The sequence below is a fragment of the Roseateles sp. GW821-FHT03B02 genome, from assembly GCF_059421025.1.
Genome location: NZ_JBWKUV010000005.1, coordinates 87,672 through 107,026, shown reverse-complemented (window position 1 = coordinate 107,026; position 19,355 = coordinate 87,672). Strand labels below are relative to the sequence as shown.

Genomic DNA, 19,355 nt, shown 5'->3' with positions numbered 1-19,355 from the left:
ACCGTTGAGTTTTCAACTAAATGAACATACCCCAAATCCGGGGGGCTCTCATTCGGGAAAGCGTGGACGCAGCGTTGTCAACCTGCCGCTGAAAAGTGGTCCAGCTTGGCTCCAGCCTGCTGGTAGACACGGTAGCGCGCGCGCCCAGCCTGAACGCGCTCGGGCGCCTGTCCGATGACCTCCAGCACGCGTTCGAATTGGAGAGCGTCGCCGGGCATCTCGACGCCCAGATTCAGCAGCAGGCCGCGGTGCGGCAACTGTGCCGCGTCATCGACCAGCAGCACCTCGCCCGGCACAGGCGGCGTCGTGCCGTCCCAACGCCGATGCGGAATGAACTCGGCCGCATCGAAGCTCCACAACAATGCGTCAAGACGCGCGGCATCAGCCGCTGCCACGCAGACGCCCACCGGCTTGCCCGAGGCAAGGGCACGGCGGATCAACCTGCAGGCAAAGTGCAGCGGGTCCGCCGCGTCGCTGTAGAAGCTGACCTGGACGGTCACTTACTTGGCGTGGCTCAGCACGAAGTGCGTCAGCAGGCCCACGGGCCGGCCGGTCGCACCCTTGGCCGTACCGCTCTTCCAGGCCGTGCCGGCGATGTCCAGGTGGCCCCAGCGGTACTTGCCGGCAAAGCGCTGCAGGAACTTGGCCGCCGTGATGGAGCCGCCCGCGCGGCCCGCGATGTTGGGCACGTCGGCGAAGTTGCTCTTCAGGCCTTCGGCGTACTCATCATCCAGCGGCATGCGCCAGCAGGGGTCCAGCACCGCGTCGCCCGCTGCGGTCAGCGAAGCGGCCAATTCGTCGTCGCTCGCGTACATGCCGCTGCGCACGCCGCCCAGCGCAATGACGCAGGCGCCGGTCAGCGTGGCCACGTCGACGACCACGGCCGGCTTGAAGCGCTCCGCGTAGGTCAGCGCGTCGCACAGGATGAGGCGGCCTTCGGCATCAGTGTTCAGGATCTCGATGGTCTGCCCCGACATGGAAGTGACGACATCACCCGGCTTGATCGCACGGCCGCTGGGCATGTTCTCGCAGGCCGCGACGATCATGACGAGGTTGAGCTTGGGCTTGAGCTCAGCCACCGCCCGCAAGGTACCGATGACGCTGGCCGCGCCGCCCATGTCGAACTTCATCTCGTCCATCTCGGCGCCCGGCTTCAGCGAGATGCCGCCGGTGTCGAAGGTGATGCCTTTGCCCACCAGCACGACCGGCGCCACCGTCTTGGCCGCGCCTTCGTAGCGGGCGACGATGAAGCGCAGCGGCTCGTCCGAGCCCTGGGCTACCGCCAGGAAGCTGCCCATGCCCAGCTTCTCGACGGCCTTCCTGTCCAGCACCTCGACCTTCAGACCGTGGCTCCTGCCCAGGCCCCGCACGACTTCGCCGAGATGGGTCGGCGTCGCGTGGTTGGCAGGGCGGTTCGCGCATTCGCGGGCCAGTTCCACACCGGCGGCGATGGCCTCGCCACGCGCAAGACCCGCCTTGGCGGCCTTCACATCCGCCTTGCCCACGAGCAAGGCGATCTTGGCCAGCTTGGGCGCCGCGGGCGCGCTGGGCTTGGTGTGACGGTAGACATAGACGGCATCCGTCGCGGCCAGCGCCGTCTGCTCGGCCAGCGACTCGACCAGACCGGCGTCGAAACCTGCGAACGCCACGCCCGCGCTGACCGCGCCGCGCGACTTGATCTGGCCCAGGCCAGCCGCCAGCGCCGCACGCGCCGCGGCCAGCGTTGCCTTGCCGCTCGCCACCAGCACGAGCCGGGGCGACTTGACACCTTCGGCGTGCGTCAGCGTCAGCGCCTGACCGGCCTTCAGCTCGAGGTCGCCAAGCTTGATCGCCGCCTGCGCGTGCTTGGAGACAACGGCATCCAGCCCCTTGGGCAGCGTCTCGCCAGCGAGCACGACGACCAGGGCGTCCGCACCCACTGCCGCGAGCGAATCCAGCTCAGCGGTTTGAATCTTGAAGTCCATAATGACTAGAAGTAAATAGAAGTGCGTTTGATGTTATTCGATTCATCCACGCGATCGGAGCTGGCCAAGAGCTTCGGCGTCACGCTGGTGGTCATCCTGACCATCATGCTCACGCTGACGCTGATCAAGACCCTGGGCCAAGCCGCAGGCGGAAACGTCGCACCCCAGGACGTCGTACTGCTGATGGGCTACGCCACCATCGCCCATCTGGCGACGATGCTGATCCTGTCCATCTTCATCGCCGTCGTCATCACACTCGGGCGGCTGTACCGCGAGTCGGAGATGACGATCTGGTTCGCCAGCGGCATCCCGCTGTCGCGCTTCGTGCGGCCGGTGCTGCGCATGGCTTGGCCGGTGCTGCTGGCCGTCGTCGTGCTGGAGCTCATCGTCTGGCCCTGGGGCAACCAGAACAGCGCCGAGCTGCGCGACCGCTACCAGAAGCGCAGCGACCTGTCGCGCGTGGCGCCGGGCCAGTTCCAGACCTCGCGCGACGGCAGCCGCGTCTTCTTCATCGAGCGCGACGGCGACGACGCAGCCACCGGCCGCAACGTCTTCATCCTCGCCAGCCAGCACGAGCGGGAATCGGTGACGACCGCCTCGCGCGGGCGGCTGGAAATCGAGGGCGACGACCGCTACCTGGTGCTGGCCCATGGCCAGCGCAACGAGACGCAGTTGAAGACCGGCGACAAGAGCCTGGCCCGCTTCGAGCAGTACAAGGTCATGACCGACCCCCAGGCGCTGTCCAACGCGACGCAGTTGCCGCCCAAGGCGACGCCGACGCTGGACCTGCTGCGCTCGCCCACGGCCAAGAACCAGGGCGAGCTGGCCTGGCGGCTGGGCATGATCCTGGGCAGCTTCAACATGGCCTTGCTGGGCGTGGGGCTGGCGGCCTCCAACCCGCGCCGCGCCAGCAACTGGAGCCTGCTATTCGCGCTGCTGGCCTTCGTCGTCTACTTCAACCTGATCAACGTGTCGGTATCCTGGGTCGGTAACGGGCGCACGTCGCTGCCGCGCGCCCTGCTGGCTCTGCATGGCAGCGCGCTGCTGCTGGCGGTGGCCACGATCTGGCTGCGCGACAACGCCAACCGATTCTGCCTGCGCCGGCGCACGAAGGAGGTGGCCGCATGAAGACGGTGCGCCGCCTGCTCTACAAGGACATCGTCGGCTCGGTCCTGCTCGTGCTGATGGCCTTCCTGTCGCTGGTCTTCTTCAACGACTTCGTCGACGAGGTGGACCGCATGTCACGCATCGGCGCCGGCACGGGCAAGGCCGCCCTGCTGGCCGCGATGGAGGTGCCCGGCAACTTCTACACGCTGTTCCCCATCACCGTGCTGATTGGCGCCATCATCGCTCTGGCGCGGCTGGCCCAGAGCAGCGAGTTCACCATCCTGCGCACCGGCGGCCTGGGCCCCGCGCGCGCGCTCGGGCTGCTGGCCCGGCTGGCTGCCGTGTTCGCCGTGCTGACTTTTGTCGTCGGCGACTACGTCGCGCCGGAGTTCGAGCGCAAGAGCGATGACATGCGGGCCAGCTTCAGCCGCGACGCCAACCCGGCCAAGCGCGGCGCCTGGCTGAAGGACCACCAGAAGATCGACGGCCAGGAGCGCAGCTACTCGGTCAAGGTCGGCCGCGTCGGCAGCGGCGGCGATCTGGAGGACGTGCGCATCTTCGAGTTCGATGCCGAGGGTCGGCTGATGTCGCGCACCGAAGCCGGCAAGGTCGACGTCGACGCTCAGGGCCTGTGGCATCTCCAGCAGGTCAGGCGCACGGTCTGGAACTCCGGAGCCGGCGCGGACACCCACCCGGTGGGCAATGTGGTGGTCAGCGAGCAGACGCTGGACAAGCTCGACTGGCAGAGTTCCCTGCACGCCGGCGTCATCGCCGCGGCCGTGCTGCCGGCCATGTCGATGTCGACGCTGGAGCTCTACCGCTACACCGCCCACCTGTCGGCCCAGGAGCAGTCGGCCCAGGCCCACAACATCCAGTTCTGGCGCAAGGCGCTCTACCCCTTCGCCTGCTTCGTCATGGTGGCCCTGGCCCTGCCCTTCGCCTACCTTCACGGTCGCTCGGGCGGCATCAGCATCAAGGTCTTCGGCGGCATCATGCTGGGCATCAGCTTCGTGCTGCTGAACAACGTGGCCGGCCACCTGGGCCTGCTGAAGAACTGGACGCCCTGGGTCGTCGCGGCAACACCCAGCCTGCTCTATCTGGGTCTGTCGATGGCCGCCTTCACCTGGCTCGTCCGCTACCGCTGATGGACGGCCTGCTGCTCTTCGCCCACGGCGCCCGCGACCCGGCCTGGGCGCGCCCCTTCGAAATCGTCGCCGAGCGTCTGCGCGCCGCGCGGCCAGGCACGCCGCTGGCGATGGCCTATCTCGAATTCATGTCGCCCGGCATCGAGGCCGCGGCCGAGGAGCTGGTCGCGGCCGGCTGCCGGCGCGTGCATGTGCTGCCCCTCTTCCTCGGCACCGGCGGCCATGTGCGCCGCGACATCCCGCCCCTGCTCGATCGGCTGCGCGAGCGCCATGGCGACGCCGTGCAGTGGCTGCTGCACGCCCCGCTGGGCGAGCAGGAGGCGGTGCTCCACGCCATCAGCCTGGCCTGCCTGGCCGTCCTCGAATGAATCTTCATCAGTTCCGCTTCGTTCAGGAAGCCGCCCGCCGCAACCTCAACCTGACCGAGACGGCCAAGGCGCTGTTCACGTCCCAGCCCGGCGTGTCCAAGGCCATCCTGGAGCTGGAGGAGGAGCTGGGCGTCGACATCTTCTCCCGCCACGGCAAGCGGCTGCGCCGCATCACCGAACCCGGCCAGCAGGTGCTGGCCTGCATCGAGATCATCCTGCGCGAGGTCGGCAACCTGAAGCGCATCGGCGAGGAGTATTCGCGCCAGGACAGCGGCACTTTCTCCATCGCCACCACCCACACCCAGGCCCGCTACGTGCTGCCCGCGCCGGTGGCCCAGCTGCGCAAGAACCTGCCGCAGCTGCGCATCAGCCTGCACCAGGGCAGCCCCGACCAGGTCGCCAAGATGCTGCTCGACGAGACTGCCGACCTGGGCCTGGCCACCGAGTCGCTGGCCCAGTACCCCGAGCTCGTCACCCTGCCCTGCTACGAGTGGCAGCACGTCATGGTCGTGCCGCGCGAACACCCGCTGGCCACGGTCGAGCGCATCAATCTGGAGCAGCTGGCGAGCGAGCCGCTGGTGTCCTACCACCCCAGCTTCACGGGCCGCACCCGCATCGACAAGGCCTTCGCCGCGCGCCACCTGACGCCCAACATCGTGCTGGAAGCCATCGACTCCGACGTCATCAAGACCTATGTGCGCCTGGGCATGGGGGTGGGCATCGTCGCCGAGATGGCCATGCGCGAGGAGCCGGCCGGCAGCGACCTCGTCGCGCGGCCGCTGGGCACGCTGCTGGGCAGCAATGTCACACGCATCGCCTTCAAGCGCGGCGCCTACCTGCGCAACTACGTCTATGTCTTCGCCGAGCTGCTGTCGGAGCGGCTGTCGCGCAAGCTGATCGAGAAGGCCATGAACGGCGACTCGAGCGACTTCGGCATTTGACGCCTGGCAGGCCGGGCGCCTTCAGCGCCCGAAGCTCGAATCGATCGGCAGCATCAGGTCCACCTCGTCGCCACGCAGCCCCGCCTCAAAGAGGTCGCGCGAAACGCTGTAGAGCGTCAGCAGGTCGCGGTAGGCCGGCAGCTCGAAGTGGGGCACGCCGGGGCCACCGCCCTGGGCCAGCAACTCCTGCAGCAGCTTCATCGCGGCGTCGGGGTCGGCCCAGACCACCTGCAGATGCGCGATGACGCTGGGGCAGGCATCCAGGCTGCGCCCCCGCGCCAGACTCTGCGCCCACTGCGGCGACGGCGTGCCGAAGCGCTGCTCGAACTGCTTGACCAGCTCGGAGAACACCTCGGGCTCACCACGCTGCTGGCAGAGCTCCATCAGCAGCAGATAAGGCATGGCGCCTGCCTGCCCCCGGTTCAGCCGCGTCGCCAGCAGGTCGGCAGCGGCCTCGTGCTGGCCGAGCAGCTGCAGGAAGTCGACCTGCTGCTGCAGATCCAGCAGCTCGTCAGCAATGGAGAGTTGGCTGGACATCACCGAAGCCGCCGCAGGCTGGACAGGCACGGGCTGGGTATCCAGCATGGACGGCGAAAAGGCCGGCATGGTCACCGGGGCGGATGACGGGGTCGGCTGCCAGGGCATGGGCCGCGGCTGGGGCCGCGTGACCTGATGTTGCCCCTCATCCGGCAAGGCGGCGGCCTGGGCGACGACTGGCGGCGCCATGCCAGGCGCGGGCGCCGGAGCTGGCGGCAGGCCGGCGCCTTCGGCGGCGTGCAGGGCACGCCAATAAGCCAGCTCGCGGCGCACGCGCAGGTCGCGCCAGCGGCTGACATAGAAGGCCGCAGCGCCGGCCAGCAGGCCCAGCGCCAGGGTCAGCACCCAGGTCATTGGGTCGCGGTAGGGCGACGCGCGGTGGCTACGCGCAACGGCGGGCGCAGGCTCGGCAGACACGGCCGGCGACGGCGCCGGCGGGATGGCCGCCGAGGCAGCCTGCGCCTCAGCCTGCTGGCGGGCCAGCAGATCGGCGCGCAACTGGGCCACCGTGGTTTCGAGCTGGGTGATCTGGGCCTCCAGCTCCGGCGTCAGCGTCATCTCCGGCGCGCTTGCCGCCGGCTTGACGGGCCGCGGCGCCTCGGCCACGAGCACCTCGGGTCGTTCCATCACGAGACGTGGTCCGCTGGCGCGTGGCTTGGAACGCGGGCGCGCCCTGCCCCCCGGAGCCGGCGCCGATGCCGCTAGCGCCTGCGGGCCAGGCGCCGCATCGGCCACGGGGGGCAGCACCGCAACGGGCGCAGGCGGTGGTGGCAAGGGCGCTGCACCAGCCGGCGGGTCGACGAAGGCATTGAATTCCCGCGTCAATCGCAGCGGACAACCCAGGGCCAGCGTGATGCGCAGCGCCGGCTCATCGATGCGCACCTGGCTCTGCAGGCGGATCCGCTGCTGGCCGGCCTCGCCCTCGATGCGCAGCTGCAACAGCCCAGCTGGCACGCGGGCATCGCCGGCCACGACCTCGGCGCGCAGACAAGAATCGCCGAGCTGCTCGCCATCGGCCAGCGTCAGCGGGATGCTGACATCCAGCGGCCTGCCCAGCGCCGATTGGATCTGCGGCCGGCCCAGGCCCAGTGCCAGAGCGCCCTGGTGGGCAACCAGGCCGAGCATCAGTGCCATGGCGGGTGTGAGGGCACCCAGCAAGGTAGGGCGCAGGGCCGTGATGGGCATTGACTGCGAGCGGCTACGGTATGGTTGAACGAGAGGGTGGAGACAGCGCAGATCACTCTAGCATGGGGGCACCCCGCACCGGGCCCAACTCCCCCACCGATCCGCGGGCGGCACAATGCCGCCCAGACCATGAACGCACTCAGCCTCACCCCCGCCGAACGCCAGCAGATCGACCAGGGCGCCTGGTTCTCCAGGCTGTCAGAGCCGCTGCGCAACGACATCCTGCAGCGCGCCTTCGTGCGCCGCCTGTCCGACGAGACCATGCTCTCCCACCGCGGCGAGCCCGCCGAGGAATGGTGCGGCGTAGCCAAAGGAGCCGTTCGCGTCAGCTCGGTGTCGCTGGCCGGCAAGCAGATTTCGCTGACCTATGTCGAGCCCGGCACCTGGTTCGGCGACATCGCCCTCTTCGACGGCCTGCCTCGCACCCACGACGCCTACGCCCACGGCGACACCACGCTGCTGTGCGTGCGCAAGTCCGACTTCCGCGCGCTGCTGCAGGCCCATTCCGAGCTCTACGACGCCCTGCTGCGCCTGAACTGCCGCCGGCTGCGGCTGATGTTCGACATGATCGAGGACCTCAACACCCGGCCCCTGGCCGCGCGCCTGGCCAAGCAGGTGCTGCTGCTGGCGCGCTCCTACGGCGTCCAGGAGGGCGACGAGATCCGCATCGGCCTGCAGCTCGCCCAGGAAGACCTGGCCCAGCTGCTCGGCGCCTCGCGCCAGCGAGTCAACCAGGAACTCAAGGCCTTCGAGCGCGAAGGCGCCGTGCGGGTGGAACCCACCCGGCTGGTGGTGCTCAGCCGCGACAAGTTGCTGGCCGCGGCGTCGCGCTGAGGACACGCCTGCCGGCGAGCTGCTCGCAGAATGGAAAGTTCACGTCTCGCTGCAACGACATCCATGGAAGCATTCACCGGCACCCGTCCCCTGGCCCAAGCGCTGGACACCGCGGCACTCGAAGCCTGGCTGGCTTCGCACGTCGGCGGCTTCGCCGGGCCGCTGACGATCGAGCAGTTCAAGGGCGGCCAGTCCAACCCGACCTACCTGCTGAACACGCCGGACGCGCAGTACGTGATGCGCAGCAAGCCGGCGCCAGTGGCCAAGCTGCTGCCCTCGGCCCATGCCATCGAGCGCGAGTTCCAGGTCATGCAGGCGCTTGCCGGCACCGACGTGCCCGTTCCGGCCATGTATGCGCTGTGCGAGGACGAGGCCGTCATCGGCCGCGCCTTCTACGTGATGAGCTTCATGCCCGGCCGCGTGCTGTGGGACCAGAGCCTGCCCGGCATGGCCAATGCCGAGCGCGCCGCCCACTATGACGAGATGAACCGCGTCATTGCGGCGCTGCACCAGGTCGACTTCAAGGCCGTGGGCCTCGCCGGCTATGGCAAGCCCGGCAACTACTTCGAGCGCCAGATCGGCCGGTGGAGCAAGCAATACCTGGCCTCCGTCACCGAGCCCAATCCGGCCATGGACTCGCTGCTCCAGTGGCTGCCGGCCCACATCCCGGCGTCCGCGCGCGACGAGGCCGAAGTCAGCATCGTTCACGGCGACTACCGCATGGACAACGTCGTTTTCCACCCCACCGAGCCGCGCATCATCGCCGTGCTGGACTGGGAGCTGTCCACGCTGGGTCACCCGCTGGCCGACTTCAGCTACCACTGCATGAGCTGGCACATCAAGACCTCGGGCGCCGCGCGCGGCCTAGGCGGCAAGGACCTTGCCGCGCTGGGCATCCCCAGCGAGCGCGAGTACGTGCAGCGCTACTGCGAACGCACGGGCCGCGCCGACGCCGGCGCCGGCGCCGTCATGGCCGATTGGAACTTCTACATGGCCTACAACATGTTCCGCATCGCAGCCATCGTGCAGGGCATTGCCAAGCGCGTCGTCGATGGCACCGCCTCCAGCGCCCAGGCCAAGGAGACGGCGGCCAGCGCCCGTCCGCTGGCCGAGCTGGCCTGGAGCTTCGCCCAGAAGACCTGAGCGCTCCTGCGGGAGTCAGAGCGCCGCAAGGGCTCGATGCCGCGCAGGACGACCACGGCGACCACGCGCCGCCGTGACCGCTGCCAGCGCCCGGGCTGCGCAACGTCGCGTTGACGCGGCCGTACTTCCACAACCCCCGCTTCGCGCCGCTCGAAGACGCCGCGACCTCGCACGCCGGCCACGACTTCGATGCCACCCGCCGCCACCCCACGGCCAGCACCCGGGTCAGGCGCCTGGACACCTCGCCGGCATCCACAGCCCAAGACGCAACGGGACGCGCCACCGCGGCGACCGGGCCAGCCAGCAGGCGAGCCATTCAGGCAAGGAAACTGCTAGAGTCTCGTTGAGGTAACTTCGTTACTTCTCCTATAGCAATTCCATCTCCGGACGACCTGCCATGCCTCCTCGCGCCGCTCCCGCCCGCACCGAAGCCGACAAGAACGAGCCCCTGGTGGCCGACATCCGGCTCCTCGGCCGCATCCTTGGCGACGTCATCCGCGAGCAGGAAGGCCGCGAGGCCTACGAGCTGGTGGAGCGCATCCGCCAGTTGTCGGTGGCCTACCGCCACAAGCATGACAAGGAAGCCGGCAAGCGCTTCGACAAGCTGCTCAAGAGCCTGTCGGGCGAACAGGCGGTGAGCGTCATCCGCGCCTTCAGCTACTTCTCCCACCTCGCCAACATCGCCGAGGACCGCCACCACATTCGCCGCCGCGACGTGCACGAGCGCGCCGGCAGCCTGCAGCCCGGCTCGCTGGCCTACTGCCTGGAGCACTTGCACGAGGCCGGCATCCGCCCGACCGAGATCGGCGAAGTCCTGCAGCGCGGCTTCATCTCGCCGGTGCTGACGGCCCACCCGACCGAAGTTCAGCGCAAGAGCATCCTGGACGCGGAGCGCGCCGTCGCCGGCCTGCTGGAGGCGCGCGACCGCGCGGGCACCGAGCGCGAGTTGCGCGACACCGAGGCGCTGCTGCGCGCCCGCATCACCCAGCTGTGGCAGACGCGCATGCTGCGCTACTCCAAGCTGACCGTGGCCGACGAGATCGAGAACGCGCTGTCCTACTACCAGTCGACCTTCCTGCGCCAGATCCCCAAGCTGTATGCCGAGCTCGAGGAGCACCTGCCCGGTCAGGCCCTGCCCAGCTTCCTGCGCATGGGCCACTGGATCGGCGGCGACCGCGACGGCAACCCCAACGTCGGCGCCGCTACGCTCAGGCAGGCGATGAAGCGCCAGGCCGAGGTGGCGCTGCGCCACTACCTGACCGAGCTGCACGAACTGGGCGCCGAGCTGTCCATCTCGCTGCGCCTGACCGGCGTGTCGCCCGAGATGCAGCTGCTGGCCGAGCGCAGCCCCGACCAGAACGTCCACCGCCTGGACGAGCCCTACCGCCGCGCGCTCACCGGCATGTACGCCCGCCTGGCCGCCACGCTGCACGAGCTGACCGGCACCGAGGCCCTGCGCCACGCCGTCGCGCCGCAGGATCCCTACCGCAACCCCGATGAGCTGCTGGCTGACCTGCGCACCATCGAGGCTTCGCTGAAGACCAACCACGCCGAAGCCCTCATCGCGCCGCGCCTGGCGCCGCTGATTCGCGCCGTGCAGGTGTTCGGCTTCCACCTCGCCACGCTGGACCTGCGCCAGAGCAGCGACCAGCACGAACTCGTGCTGGCCGAGCTGCTGGCCACGGCCCGCATCGAAAGCGACTACTCGGCCCTCGACGAAGGCCACAAGCGCGAGCTGCTGCTGCGCCTGCTGAACGACGCCCGGCCGCTGCGCGTCATTGGCGCCACCTACACCGACAAGACGCTGTTCGAGCTCGCCACTTTCGAGGCCGCCCGCGAGGCCCTGGCCCGCTTCGGCCGCGAGGCGCTGCGCCACTACATCATTTCGCACACCGAATCCGTCAGCGACCTGCTCGAAGTGGCCCTGCTGCTCAAGGAGACCGGTCTGCTGCGCGGCGTGCTGAGCGAGTACGCCACCAGCGACCTCATCATCGTGCCGCTGTTCGAAACCATCGGTGATCTGCGCATCGCGCCGGAGATCATGCGCGAGTTCTACGCCCTGCCCGGCGTGCGCGGCCTGGTGGACCGCTCTGGCGGCGAGCAGGACATCATGCTGGGCTACTCCGACAGCAACAAGGACGGCGGCATGTTCACCTCGTCCTGGGAGCTGTACCGCGCCGAGATCGCGCTGGTCGAGCTGTTCGACGAATTGAAGCGCGTCGGCCCCATCACGCTGCGCCTCTTCCACGGCCGTGGCGGCACCGTGGGCCGCGGCGGCGGCCCCAGCTACCAGGCCATCCTGGCCCAGCCCCCGGGCACCGTGAACGGCCAGATCCGCCTGACCGAGCAGGGCGAGGTCATCGCCTCCAAGTACGCCCATCCCGAGATCGGCCGACGCAACCTGGAAACCCTGGTGGCCGCCACGCTGGAGGCCACACTGCTGCACCCGACGCAGAGCGCGCCCAAGGGCTTCCTGCAGGCCGCGCAGGCGCTGTCCGACGCCAGCTTCGCCGCCTACCGCGGCCTGGTCTACGGCACGCCGGGCTTTGCCGACTACTTCTTTGCCAGCACGCCCATCCGCGAGATCGCCGAGCTCAACATCGGCTCGCGCCCCGCCTCGCGCAAGGCCACCCGTGCCATCGAGGACCTGCGCGCCATCCCCTGGGGCTTCTCCTGGGGTCAGGCCCGCGTGGCCCTGCCGGGCTGGTGCGGTTTTGGCTCGGGCGTGGAAGCTTTCCTGGGCGAAGAGCCCACGCAGCGCGCCAAGAACCTGGCATTGCTCAAGCGCATGCTCAAGGGCTGGCCCTTCTTCCGCGCCGTGCTCTCCAACCTCGACATGGTGCTGGCCAAAACCGACCTGGCGCTGGCCGAGCGCTACGTGGAGCTGGTCGAAGACAAGAAGCTGGGCAAGCGCATCTTCACGGCCATCAAGGCCGAGTTCGAGCTCACGCAGGCCGCGCTGAGCCTCATCAGCGGCGACGACAAGCGCCTAGCCGCCAACCCGTCGCTGGCGCGCTCCATCGAGCACCGCTTTCCCTACATCGACCCGCTCAACCACCTGCAGGTCGAGCTGATGCGCCGTTACCGCCGCACCCAGGCCGACGACCCGGCCATGGAACGCGTCCAGCGCGGCATCCACCTGTCGATCAACGGCATCGCGGCAGGCCTGCGCAACACGGGCTGACGAGCGCATGGGCGGCAGGCAGCGCGCCGAACAGCGGCGGCTGCGGTGACATACGCCATCCGCAACTCGGCCCGCTCGGTGGCGGGCCCCTGAATTCAGCGTCGCAACGCTTCCAGGCCATCTCCGACGACCCGCACCGACTCTCCCACCCGGAAGCTGGGCGGCTCGGCGTATACGACGGTGCGCTGCTGCCCGTCACCCATGCGCACCACCACCTCGTACTGCGTACGCTCGTTGCTGCGCTTCTGGATCTCGCGTCCCAGCAGCGCGCCGCCCACGGCGCCGGCCACGCCCGCAGCCGTGCGCCCATCGCCCTTGCCGAACTGGCTGCCCACCACGGCACCCAGCACGCCACCGGCCACGGTGCCAAGCACGCGCCCTTCGCCGTCCACCTTGACGGTGTTCACCGCCATCACGGTGGCACAGTCGGGGCAGGCGTCCCCGCGACGCTGCGTGAAGTTCACGCCGGCATAGGCGTTGGGCACGCTGCTGCGCACGCTGCGGTCGCCCAGGCGCAGCTGAGCCACCAGCGGCTGCCCGGTGTCCACCCAGGCCCCCTGGGGCAGCACATAGGTGCCGGCATATTCGCCGGGACCCGCCTCCTCGAGCACGACGGTCTGCGTCTGGCTGCCCTGCAACTGCACCGAGGCCTGGCCACCCGGCGTGCCGCGCACCGTGTAGCGCAGCGCTTCGGTGCGCCCGCGGCCGGGCTCCCGGGCGACCGCCACGGACTGGATCTCCGGCATCAGCACCGCCTCGCCCGGCACAGTCCAGCCCACCTGCAGCGCCTCGCCCAGAAGCGCGGTGGCCACGCGGTTGTCACGCCTCAGGTTGGCATGCACGCGCGACTCCGGCCCTATACGGTCCGAGCGGCCCACGACGTAGCTGCCCTGGTAGCGGCCGGGGCTGGTCTCGTCCAGGCGCACCGTGCGCCGGCTGCCGTCGATCTGCAGCAGCACCGCCGCACCCGGCGTGCCCCAGACGGTGAAGTTCAGCTCGGCGCCGGGCTCCAGGCGGTCGACCTGCTCGACGTCGAAGCCGGTCACGCGCAGCGGAGCAGCGGCCACCCGGCTGCTGCGCTGGGCTTCGGCAGCCGCAGGCCACAGAGGCGTTGCGGCCAGCAGTGCGCAGGCCAGGGCGGTGGCTGAGAGATGCGTCGAGTGCGTCATGCGGTGCTCCTGTGGATTCGGGAAACCCAGCCTAGGCGCACCCGCCTTGCAGCGGGTATCGGTCCCGGGCCAACAGTCCGGTAGGCGCAAGCCTACAGATGCCCCCTTCATGCGGGTGGCACGGTGAATCTTCCCCGCACGCCGGTGGGCCACCCGCCGCACCATGCCGGGGACGGTACCGCGGCCGCCTGAAACGGATGAAACAAGAACCGGATCGGCAGCAGCGGCCTTGAAACGCGGGCAACAGAGGATGCCGGCACACACCAGGAGACCTCCATGCCCCACGCCCATCCCGTCGTCTGCCTGCACTCCAGCGCGGCCAGCGGCCGCCAGTGGCGCCGGCTCGTCGCCGATGGCGGCGAAGCCTGGCAATGGCACACGCCCGACCTCTACGGCCACGGCGGCCGCCCCGACTGGCCCGAGCTGATGCCCAGCCGGCTGAGCGTCGAGGCCAACGGCCTGCTGGCCGAACTGCCGCTCGCAGCGGATCAGGGCTTTCATCTCGTCGGGCACAGCTACGGCGGCGCCGTCGCGCTGCAGGTGGCGCTGCAGCAGCCGCAGCGCGTGCTGTCGCTGACGCTGTACGAGCCCGTCGCCTTCGCCGTGCTGACGGCCCTGGGGCCGACCGATCCGGGCTGGCTGGAGATCAGCGACGTGGCGGCCACGCTGTCCGCGGCCCTGGACGGCGGCGACGACTTCGGCGCCGCACGAGGCTTCTGCGCCTACTGGCAGGGCCGCGATGTCTGGCCCGAGATGGACGCCACCCAGCAGATGCGTGTCGCCGAGGCCATGCCGACAGTGCGCCGCCATTTCGATGCGCTGTTCGCCGAGCCATGGAGCGCCGCACGCCTGGATCTGCTGCGCATGCCGGTTCAACTGCTCTGTGGCAGTGCCACGCGCACCAGTGCCCGGCGCGTCGCCCAGGCCCTGTCGGAGCAATTGCCGCGGGCGCAGCTCCAGACGCTGGAAGGCGCCGGCCACATGGCGCCGATCGCCGAGGCCGGGCGCGTCAATGCGCTGATCCTGGACAGCCTGGGCGCCATGCAGCGCATGCCGGTGGCCTGAGATTCAACGCCGCGAGGCGGCCTGCAAGGCCTGCTGCAGTTCGTTGCGCTGCGCGAACCTGGCGGGCCAGTCCGCCGCACGGGCGATGCCTGCACAGCTCATGTCGACGCCCAGTGCGGACTCCTCGGCCAGCCGCTTCAAACCCGTGTTCAGCTGCTCGCGGCTGAAGGGGCGCTGCTCGGCGGCGATGGCCACGCCATCGGCGATGCGGACGGCGATAAGGCCATCCATGACGCTGTCTGCATGCTCGAACAACCACCGTGCCAGACGCTCGCAGCGTGGTCGCCGCGAGGAATTCTTGAGTGCCTCGGCACTGCAGTATCTAAGCATGCCCATGCCGGACGGGTCCGGCATCGCGGCTTCCATGCCGACGATGTCGATGGTGGCTAGGCCCAGGCCGACCGCGTCTTCAACGCTCGCTCCCGCCCCGTCGATGACGGGGACCAACACGCGGCTCGGACTGAGCTTGCGCCGCCGCAGCACCTGCTCCAGCGCCTCGGCGGCCGACGCCTCATCGGGCCGGCGCATGGCGTCGCCCATGATTTGCAGCCACGGCCTGGCGTCCTCGGGATCCAGCCTAGCCCAACCCTGTGTCGTCAGCGCCTGGCAACTCGGCGCGCCTGACGACTTCAAACAACTCATCAGCGCCAGTCGATAGGCCACGGCATCCGCAGAGCGCGCCGCGAAAAGTGCTGCGCCTTCGGCGTCGCCCATCAACAGCCTGGCGGCGACCTGGTCGCGGTCAGGTCCTGCCGCCAGCCGGGCAGACAGCTGGCTCAGTGCCGCGTCCTTGCGCTGAGACAGCCCCCTGGCCGCGATGGCAGCCCTGGCCATCAGAAGCGGGTTCCCGTTTTCCATCTGCCGCTGTGACACCCGGCCCAGCCCACATATCTCGATGGACTCGTCATGGGCCTGACCCGAACCCGATGCGGCCACCAACGGGGCGATGCCTGCGGCAATGCCGGACGCCGTCACCGAAGGCGGTACGCGGGCCGCAAAGGGACGCTCCCCAGCGGCCGCCCCGCTGAGCGTCGCGGTCGCAGATGCCTGCCCGCTGCCCACTGCCTGGTCCCAAGCCGTCCGGTGGAGCCAGCCGGTGGTGATGACAGCCACCGCCAACCCGGCGCCTGCCCAGCGCCATCCTTTCCTCAACGCAGGATCCTCATCACACCGCCCCGGGTCAGCAGGCGCAGATCCCACATCGACAGGCCCGAGGCCTGCGCCATGGCCACCGGCCACCCGCGAGCCCGCCACGGCGCAGTGCGCCTCAAGCCTTCAGCCCCGCCAGCGCCTCCCGCACTGCCGCCACCTGGCGCCGCGACACGGCCAGCCATTCATCCACATGGACGATGCGCACCGCCCAGCTGTCGGCGGCGTCCGCCCCGGGGTCGCCGCCATCCAGCTCGCCAAAGCTGGTCGGCGCATGCCTCTCCAGTTCGCGCACGGCCCAGCGCGCCACCAGCGCATTGCGGTGCACGCGCAGAAAGCGATCGCCCAGGCGCTGCTCCAGTTCCGACAGTGCGCCGTCCATCACATGGCTTTCGCTGGCGGTGCGCAGCGTCAGGTACTTCAGCTCGGCCTTGAAGTACAGCACCTCGGCGACCGGCACGCGCAGCAGGCGGCCGCGGTCGGTCAGCGTGATGAAGTCGGCGTGGTCGGGCGCGGCAGGCTTGTCACCCTCGGAGGGCGGCAGGGCCGCCTGCACGGCGGCGCGCTCGGACAGGCGCTGCGCCGCGCGGGCCAGCGCAGCCTGCAGACGCTCGCGGCGCACGGGCTTGGTCAGGTAGTCCAGCGCGTCCAGCTCGAAGGCGCGCAGCGCATGCATGGCATGGGCCGTCACGAAGATGATCAGGGGCGCCGGCACGCCCGGCGGGCGCTGGGCCAGGCCGTCGGCAAACTGAAGGCCGTCGGCGCCGGGCATCTGCACGTCCAGCAGCACGATGTCGCAGCTGTGCTCGCGCAGCCAGCTGGCGGCCTGGGAGCCGGTGGCGGCCTCGGCGATGACCTCGCAGCGCGGCTCCTGGATGGCGTCGACGAGGCCGCGCAGGCGCAGCCGGGCCAGGGGTTCATCGTCGACGAGAAGGACGCGCAGCACAGCAGTCATAACGGCACGAGTATCCGCAATGCGAAGCGCTCCGCCGTGGACTCGATGTCGAAGCGCGCCGCGACGTCGTGCATCAGCTTCAGGCGCTGGCGCACATTGCGCAGGGCCAGGCCGTGTCCCACCGTGCGGGCCGGTGCGCCCACGGTGTTGACGATGCGGATCTCAACCTCAGCCCCTCGGCGCAGCGTCGTGACCTCCAGCTCGCCGCCTTCGTCATTGGGCTCGACGCCGTGGCGCACCGCGTTCTCCACCAGCGGCTGCAGCAGCAGCGGCGGCACGCGGGCGGCGTCGGCCTCGGGGTCCAGGTGCCAGACGATGCGCAGACGCTTGCCGAAGCGGATCTGCTCGATGGCGAGGTAGCGCCGCGCCAGCTCCACCTCCTCGGCCAGCGTGACGGAGGCACTGGCGTCGGCCAGCGCCACGCGAAAGAGTTCGGCCAGGTCCTCCAGCACGCTCTCGGCGCGGGCGGGGTCCACCTGCACGAGGGCGATGGCGCTGTTCAGCGTGTTGAAGAGAAAGTGCGGCCGGATGCGCGACTGCAGCTCGACGAGCTGGGCCAGCGCATCGGCCGGCCGCTGGGTGTGCTCGCGCAGCTTGAGCCAGGCCAGCAACAACGCCGCGCCACTGGCGCCGGCCGCGGCCACGCTGGCGATGCGCCAGGCCCCCGGGGCTTCCTCGCTCGTCAGGCTCAGCAGGCCGAAGCCCATCAGCGCGCCGGCGGCGCCCAGCCCCATCAGCGCCAGCCACTGCGCCGGCTCGGGCAGCCGCGGCCACAGGCGCTTGGCTGCACAGACGGCCAGCAGCCAGGACAGCACGGCGAACATGGTCACGACGGTACCGTTGGCCGTCAGCGCCAGCCACTGGGCGGCATCACGCGCGACCAGGGCCGTGCCCAGGCCCAGCAGCAGTTGTACGCCCAGCACGGCGCGCAGCACCAGGCCGACATGGCAGACGTCGAAGGCGCGCGTCGGGTCCAGCAGCGGGGCCTCGTTGAGCTCGGGCAGCTCAGGCAGTTCGGTGGCCGCGAAGCCCAGCCATTGACTGAGCTGCATGGACTCGTGCCAGACGCTGTGGTGGGCTGGCGCGCGGCGCTTGAAGAAGGGCATGTGGGGCTCGGAGTTGTTGGCGTTCGATAATCCCGGGCTGCGCGTGCATTTTGCGCGCTGATTTCCACAGCCCGCCCCATGTCAGACAACCAACTCGCCAATAAATCCCAAGCCTGGTCCGCCCTGTTCTCCGAGCCCATGAGCGATCTGGTCAAGCGCTACACGGCCAGCGTGGGCTTCGACAAGCGGCTGTGGAAGGCCGACATCACGGGCAGCCTGGCCCATGCCGAGATGCTGGCAACCCAGGGCATCCTGAGCCCCGAGGACCATGCCGCCATCCAGCGCGGCCTCACCGAGATCGCCGCCGAGATCGAGGCCGGCCAGTTCGACTGGAAACTGGACCTGGAAGACGTGCACCTCAACATCGAGGCCCGCCTGACGGAGCGCGTCGGCATCGCTGGAAAGCGGCTGCACACGGGCCGCAGCCGCAACGACCAGGTCGCCACTGACGTGCGGCTGTGGCTGCGCGGCGAGATCGACGAGATCGAGGGCCTGCTGAACGGCCTGCAGCGCGTGATGGTCGAGCAGGCGGACAAGCACGCCGACGTCATCCTGCCGGGCTTCACCCATCTGCAGGTTGCGCAGCCGGTCAGCTTCGGCCATCACCTGCTGGCCTACGTGGAAATGTTCGCCCGCGACGCCGAGCGCATGCTCGACACCCGCAAGCGAGTGAACCGCCTGCCGCTGGGTGCCGCGGCCCTGGCCGGCACCAGCTACCCGCTGGACCGCGAACGCGTCGCGAAGACGCTGGGCATGGAAGGCGTCTGCCAGAACAGCCTGGACGCGGTCAGCGACCGTGACTTCGCAATCGAGTTCTCGGCGGCGGCCTCGCTCGTGATGCTGCACGTGTCACGACTGTCGGAGGAGCTGATCCTGTGGATGAGCCAGAACTTCGGCTTCATCGCGCTGCCCGATGCCTTCTGCACCGGCTCGTCGATCATGCCGCAGAAGAAGAACCCCGATGTGCCCGAGCTGGCGCGCGGCAAGACGGGCCGCGTCGTCGGCCACCTCGTCGGCCTCGTCACGCTGATGAAGGGCCAGCCTCTGGCCTACAACAAGGACAACCAGGAGGACAAGGAGCCCTTGTTCGACACGGTGGACACCCTGAAGGACACGCTGCGCATCTTTGCCGACATGCTGGCCGGTCTGACCGCCAAGCCCGAGGCCATGCGCGCCGCCGCGCTGAAGGGCCATGCCACGGCCACCGACCTGGCCGACTACCTCGTCAAGAAGGGCCTGCCCTTCCGCGATGCGCACGAGGTGGTGGCGCACGCCGTGAAGACGGCAACAGCCAAGGGTGTGGACCTGGCCGCGCTGTCGCTGGACGAGCTGAAGGCCTTCGATGCCCGCGTGGAGGCTGACGTGTTCGACGTGCTGTCGCTGGAAGGCTCGCTGAACGCCCGCAACGTGCTGGGCGGCACGGCGCCGGCCCAGGTGCGCGCCCAGGTGGCCCGCCACCGCGCGCGCCTGGCTTGAGCTGGCTCAATACCGCCACACGAACCG

The 19,355-nt window shown here is 69.6% G+C and carries 16 protein-coding genes; 9 read left to right on the top strand and 7 right to left on the bottom strand.

What is annotated here, in order from left to right; translation table 11 throughout:
* Positions 1–77: 77 nt before the first annotated feature.
* Positions 78–500, bottom strand: coding sequence for a DNA polymerase III subunit chi (locus tag AC07VX_RS15235; protein WP_493166512.1), 423 nt, complete (start codon positions 498–500; stop codon positions 78–80).
* Positions 501–1,964: a leucyl aminopeptidase gene (locus AC07VX_RS15230; protein ID WP_493166513.1), complete on the bottom strand. Its 1,464-nt coding sequence runs from the start codon at positions 1,962–1,964 to the stop codon at positions 501–503.
* 30 nt (positions 1,965–1,994) lie between these two features.
* On the opposite strand from AC07VX_RS15230, the gene lptF reads away from it, so the two are divergent.
* The 4 genes from lptF to AC07VX_RS15210 are packed head-to-tail and all read left to right on the top strand — an operon-like array spanning position 1,995 to position 5,525.
* Positions 1,995–3,092 (top strand): LPS export ABC transporter permease LptF, encoded by a 1,098-nt coding sequence (lptF, locus tag AC07VX_RS15225; protein WP_493166514.1) that lies wholly within the window; start codon positions 1,995–1,997, stop codon positions 3,090–3,092.
* The gene (gene lptG, locus AC07VX_RS15220; protein WP_493166515.1) at positions 3,089–4,216 is read left to right on the top strand and encodes an LPS export ABC transporter permease LptG; all 1,128 of its coding nucleotides are present in this window, start codon (positions 3,089–3,091) and stop codon (positions 4,214–4,216) included. The genes lptF and lptG overlap by 4 nt, the downstream gene beginning before the upstream one ends.
* Positions 4,216–4,584 carry a sirohydrochlorin chelatase gene (locus AC07VX_RS15215; RefSeq protein ID WP_493166516.1) on the top strand — a complete coding sequence of 123 codons (369 nt, stop codon included), beginning with the start codon at positions 4,216–4,218 and terminating at the stop codon, positions 4,582–4,584. Before lptG ends, AC07VX_RS15215 begins: the two co-directional genes overlap by 1 nt.
* Positions 4,581–5,525: a CysB family HTH-type transcriptional regulator gene (locus AC07VX_RS15210; RefSeq protein WP_493166517.1), complete on the top strand. Its 945-nt coding sequence runs from the start codon at positions 4,581–4,583 to the stop codon at positions 5,523–5,525. The genes AC07VX_RS15215 and AC07VX_RS15210 overlap by 4 nt, the downstream gene beginning before the upstream one ends.
* Before the next feature lie 21 nt (positions 5,526–5,546).
* On the opposite strand, the gene AC07VX_RS15205 is transcribed toward AC07VX_RS15210, so the two are convergent.
* A complete protein-coding gene (locus tag AC07VX_RS15205) occupies positions 5,547–7,196 on the bottom strand; it encodes a type IV pilus assembly protein FimV (RefSeq protein ID WP_493166518.1) in 1,650 nt (549 codons plus the stop codon).
* Between the two features lie 180 nt (positions 7,197–7,376).
* On the opposite strand from AC07VX_RS15205, the gene AC07VX_RS15200 reads away from it, so the two are divergent.
* From AC07VX_RS15200 to ppc, 3 genes are all read left to right on the top strand, one after another.
* Positions 7,377–8,081 (top strand): Crp/Fnr family transcriptional regulator, encoded by a 705-nt coding sequence (locus AC07VX_RS15200; RefSeq protein WP_493166519.1) that lies wholly within the window; start codon positions 7,377–7,379, stop codon positions 8,079–8,081.
* Positions 8,082–8,144: 63 nt separating this feature from the next.
* Positions 8,145–9,224 carry a phosphotransferase gene (locus tag AC07VX_RS15195; RefSeq protein ID WP_493166520.1) on the top strand — a complete coding sequence of 360 codons (1,080 nt, stop codon included), beginning with the start codon at positions 8,145–8,147 and terminating at the stop codon, positions 9,222–9,224.
* Between the two features lie 397 nt (positions 9,225–9,621).
* Entirely contained in the window at positions 9,622–12,408 is a 2,787-nt protein-coding gene (ppc, locus tag AC07VX_RS15190; protein WP_493166521.1) for a phosphoenolpyruvate carboxylase, read from the top strand.
* 95 nt (positions 12,409–12,503) lie between these two features.
* Here the strand turns inward: ppc and AC07VX_RS15185 are convergent, their stop codons facing one another.
* Positions 12,504–13,577 carry an outer membrane lipoprotein gene (locus AC07VX_RS15185; protein WP_493166522.1) on the bottom strand — a complete coding sequence of 358 codons (1,074 nt, stop codon included), beginning with the start codon at positions 13,575–13,577 and terminating at the stop codon, positions 12,504–12,506.
* Positions 13,578–13,853: 276 nt separating this feature from the next.
* Here AC07VX_RS15185 and AC07VX_RS15180 point away from each other — a divergent pair, with 276 nt between their 5' ends.
* On the top strand, positions 13,854–14,642 hold the full coding sequence (locus AC07VX_RS15180) for an alpha/beta fold hydrolase (RefSeq protein WP_493166523.1): 789 nt from the start codon (positions 13,854–13,856) through the stop codon (positions 14,640–14,642).
* 3 nt (positions 14,643–14,645) lie between these two features.
* Here AC07VX_RS15180 and AC07VX_RS15175 read toward each other — a convergent pair whose 3' ends face one another.
* From AC07VX_RS15175 to AC07VX_RS15165, 3 genes are all read right to left on the bottom strand, one after another.
* Positions 14,646–15,755 carry a hypothetical protein gene (locus tag AC07VX_RS15175; protein WP_493166524.1) on the bottom strand — a complete coding sequence of 370 codons (1,110 nt, stop codon included), beginning with the start codon at positions 15,753–15,755 and terminating at the stop codon, positions 14,646–14,648.
* 154 nt (positions 15,756–15,909) lie between these two features.
* Positions 15,910–16,746, bottom strand: coding sequence for a LytR/AlgR family response regulator transcription factor (locus tag AC07VX_RS15170; protein ID WP_493166525.1), 837 nt, complete (start codon positions 16,744–16,746; stop codon positions 15,910–15,912).
* Complete coding sequence (locus tag AC07VX_RS15165; protein WP_493166526.1) at positions 16,743–17,852, bottom strand: sensor histidine kinase; 1,110 nt, start codon at positions 17,850–17,852, stop codon at positions 16,743–16,745. Before AC07VX_RS15165 ends, AC07VX_RS15170 begins: the two co-directional genes overlap by 4 nt.
* Before the next feature lie 78 nt (positions 17,853–17,930).
* Between AC07VX_RS15165 and argH the strand changes: the two genes are divergently transcribed.
* Positions 17,931–19,328 carry an argininosuccinate lyase gene (gene argH, locus AC07VX_RS15160; protein ID WP_493166527.1) on the top strand — a complete coding sequence of 466 codons (1,398 nt, stop codon included), beginning with the start codon at positions 17,931–17,933 and terminating at the stop codon, positions 19,326–19,328.
* The last annotated feature ends 27 nt before the right edge of the window (positions 19,329–19,355 follow it).

Coding starts and splice junctions, on each gene's coding strand:
- AC07VX_RS15230 (WP_493166513.1), bottom strand. CDS start 1,964: ATGGACTTCAAGATTCAAACCGCTGAGCTGGATTCGCTCGCGGCAGTG.
- lptF (WP_493166514.1), top strand. CDS start 1,995: ATGTTATTCGATTCATCCACGCGATCGGAGCTGGCCAAGAGCTTCGGC.
- lptG (WP_493166515.1), top strand. CDS start 3,089: ATGAAGACGGTGCGCCGCCTGCTCTACAAGGACATCGTCGGCTCGGTC.
- AC07VX_RS15215 (WP_493166516.1), top strand. CDS start 4,216: ATGGACGGCCTGCTGCTCTTCGCCCACGGCGCCCGCGACCCGGCCTGG.
- AC07VX_RS15210 (WP_493166517.1), top strand. CDS start 4,581: ATGAATCTTCATCAGTTCCGCTTCGTTCAGGAAGCCGCCCGCCGCAAC.
- AC07VX_RS15205 (WP_493166518.1), bottom strand. CDS start 7,196: ATGGCACTGATGCTCGGCCTGGTTGCCCACCAGGGCGCTCTGGCACTG.
- AC07VX_RS15200 (WP_493166519.1), top strand. CDS start 7,377: ATGAACGCACTCAGCCTCACCCCCGCCGAACGCCAGCAGATCGACCAG.
- AC07VX_RS15195 (WP_493166520.1), top strand. CDS start 8,145: ATGGAAGCATTCACCGGCACCCGTCCCCTGGCCCAAGCGCTGGACACC.
- ppc (WP_493166521.1), top strand. CDS start 9,622: ATGCCTCCTCGCGCCGCTCCCGCCCGCACCGAAGCCGACAAGAACGAG.
- AC07VX_RS15185 (WP_493166522.1), bottom strand. CDS start 13,577: ATGACGCACTCGACGCATCTCTCAGCCACCGCCCTGGCCTGCGCACTG.
- AC07VX_RS15180 (WP_493166523.1), top strand. CDS start 13,854: ATGCCCCACGCCCATCCCGTCGTCTGCCTGCACTCCAGCGCGGCCAGC.
- AC07VX_RS15170 (WP_493166525.1), bottom strand. CDS start 16,746: ATGACTGCTGTGCTGCGCGTCCTTCTCGTCGACGATGAACCCCTGGCC.
- AC07VX_RS15165 (WP_493166526.1), bottom strand. CDS start 17,852: ATGCCCTTCTTCAAGCGCCGCGCGCCAGCCCACCACAGCGTCTGGCAC.
- argH (WP_493166527.1), top strand. CDS start 17,931: ATGTCAGACAACCAACTCGCCAATAAATCCCAAGCCTGGTCCGCCCTG.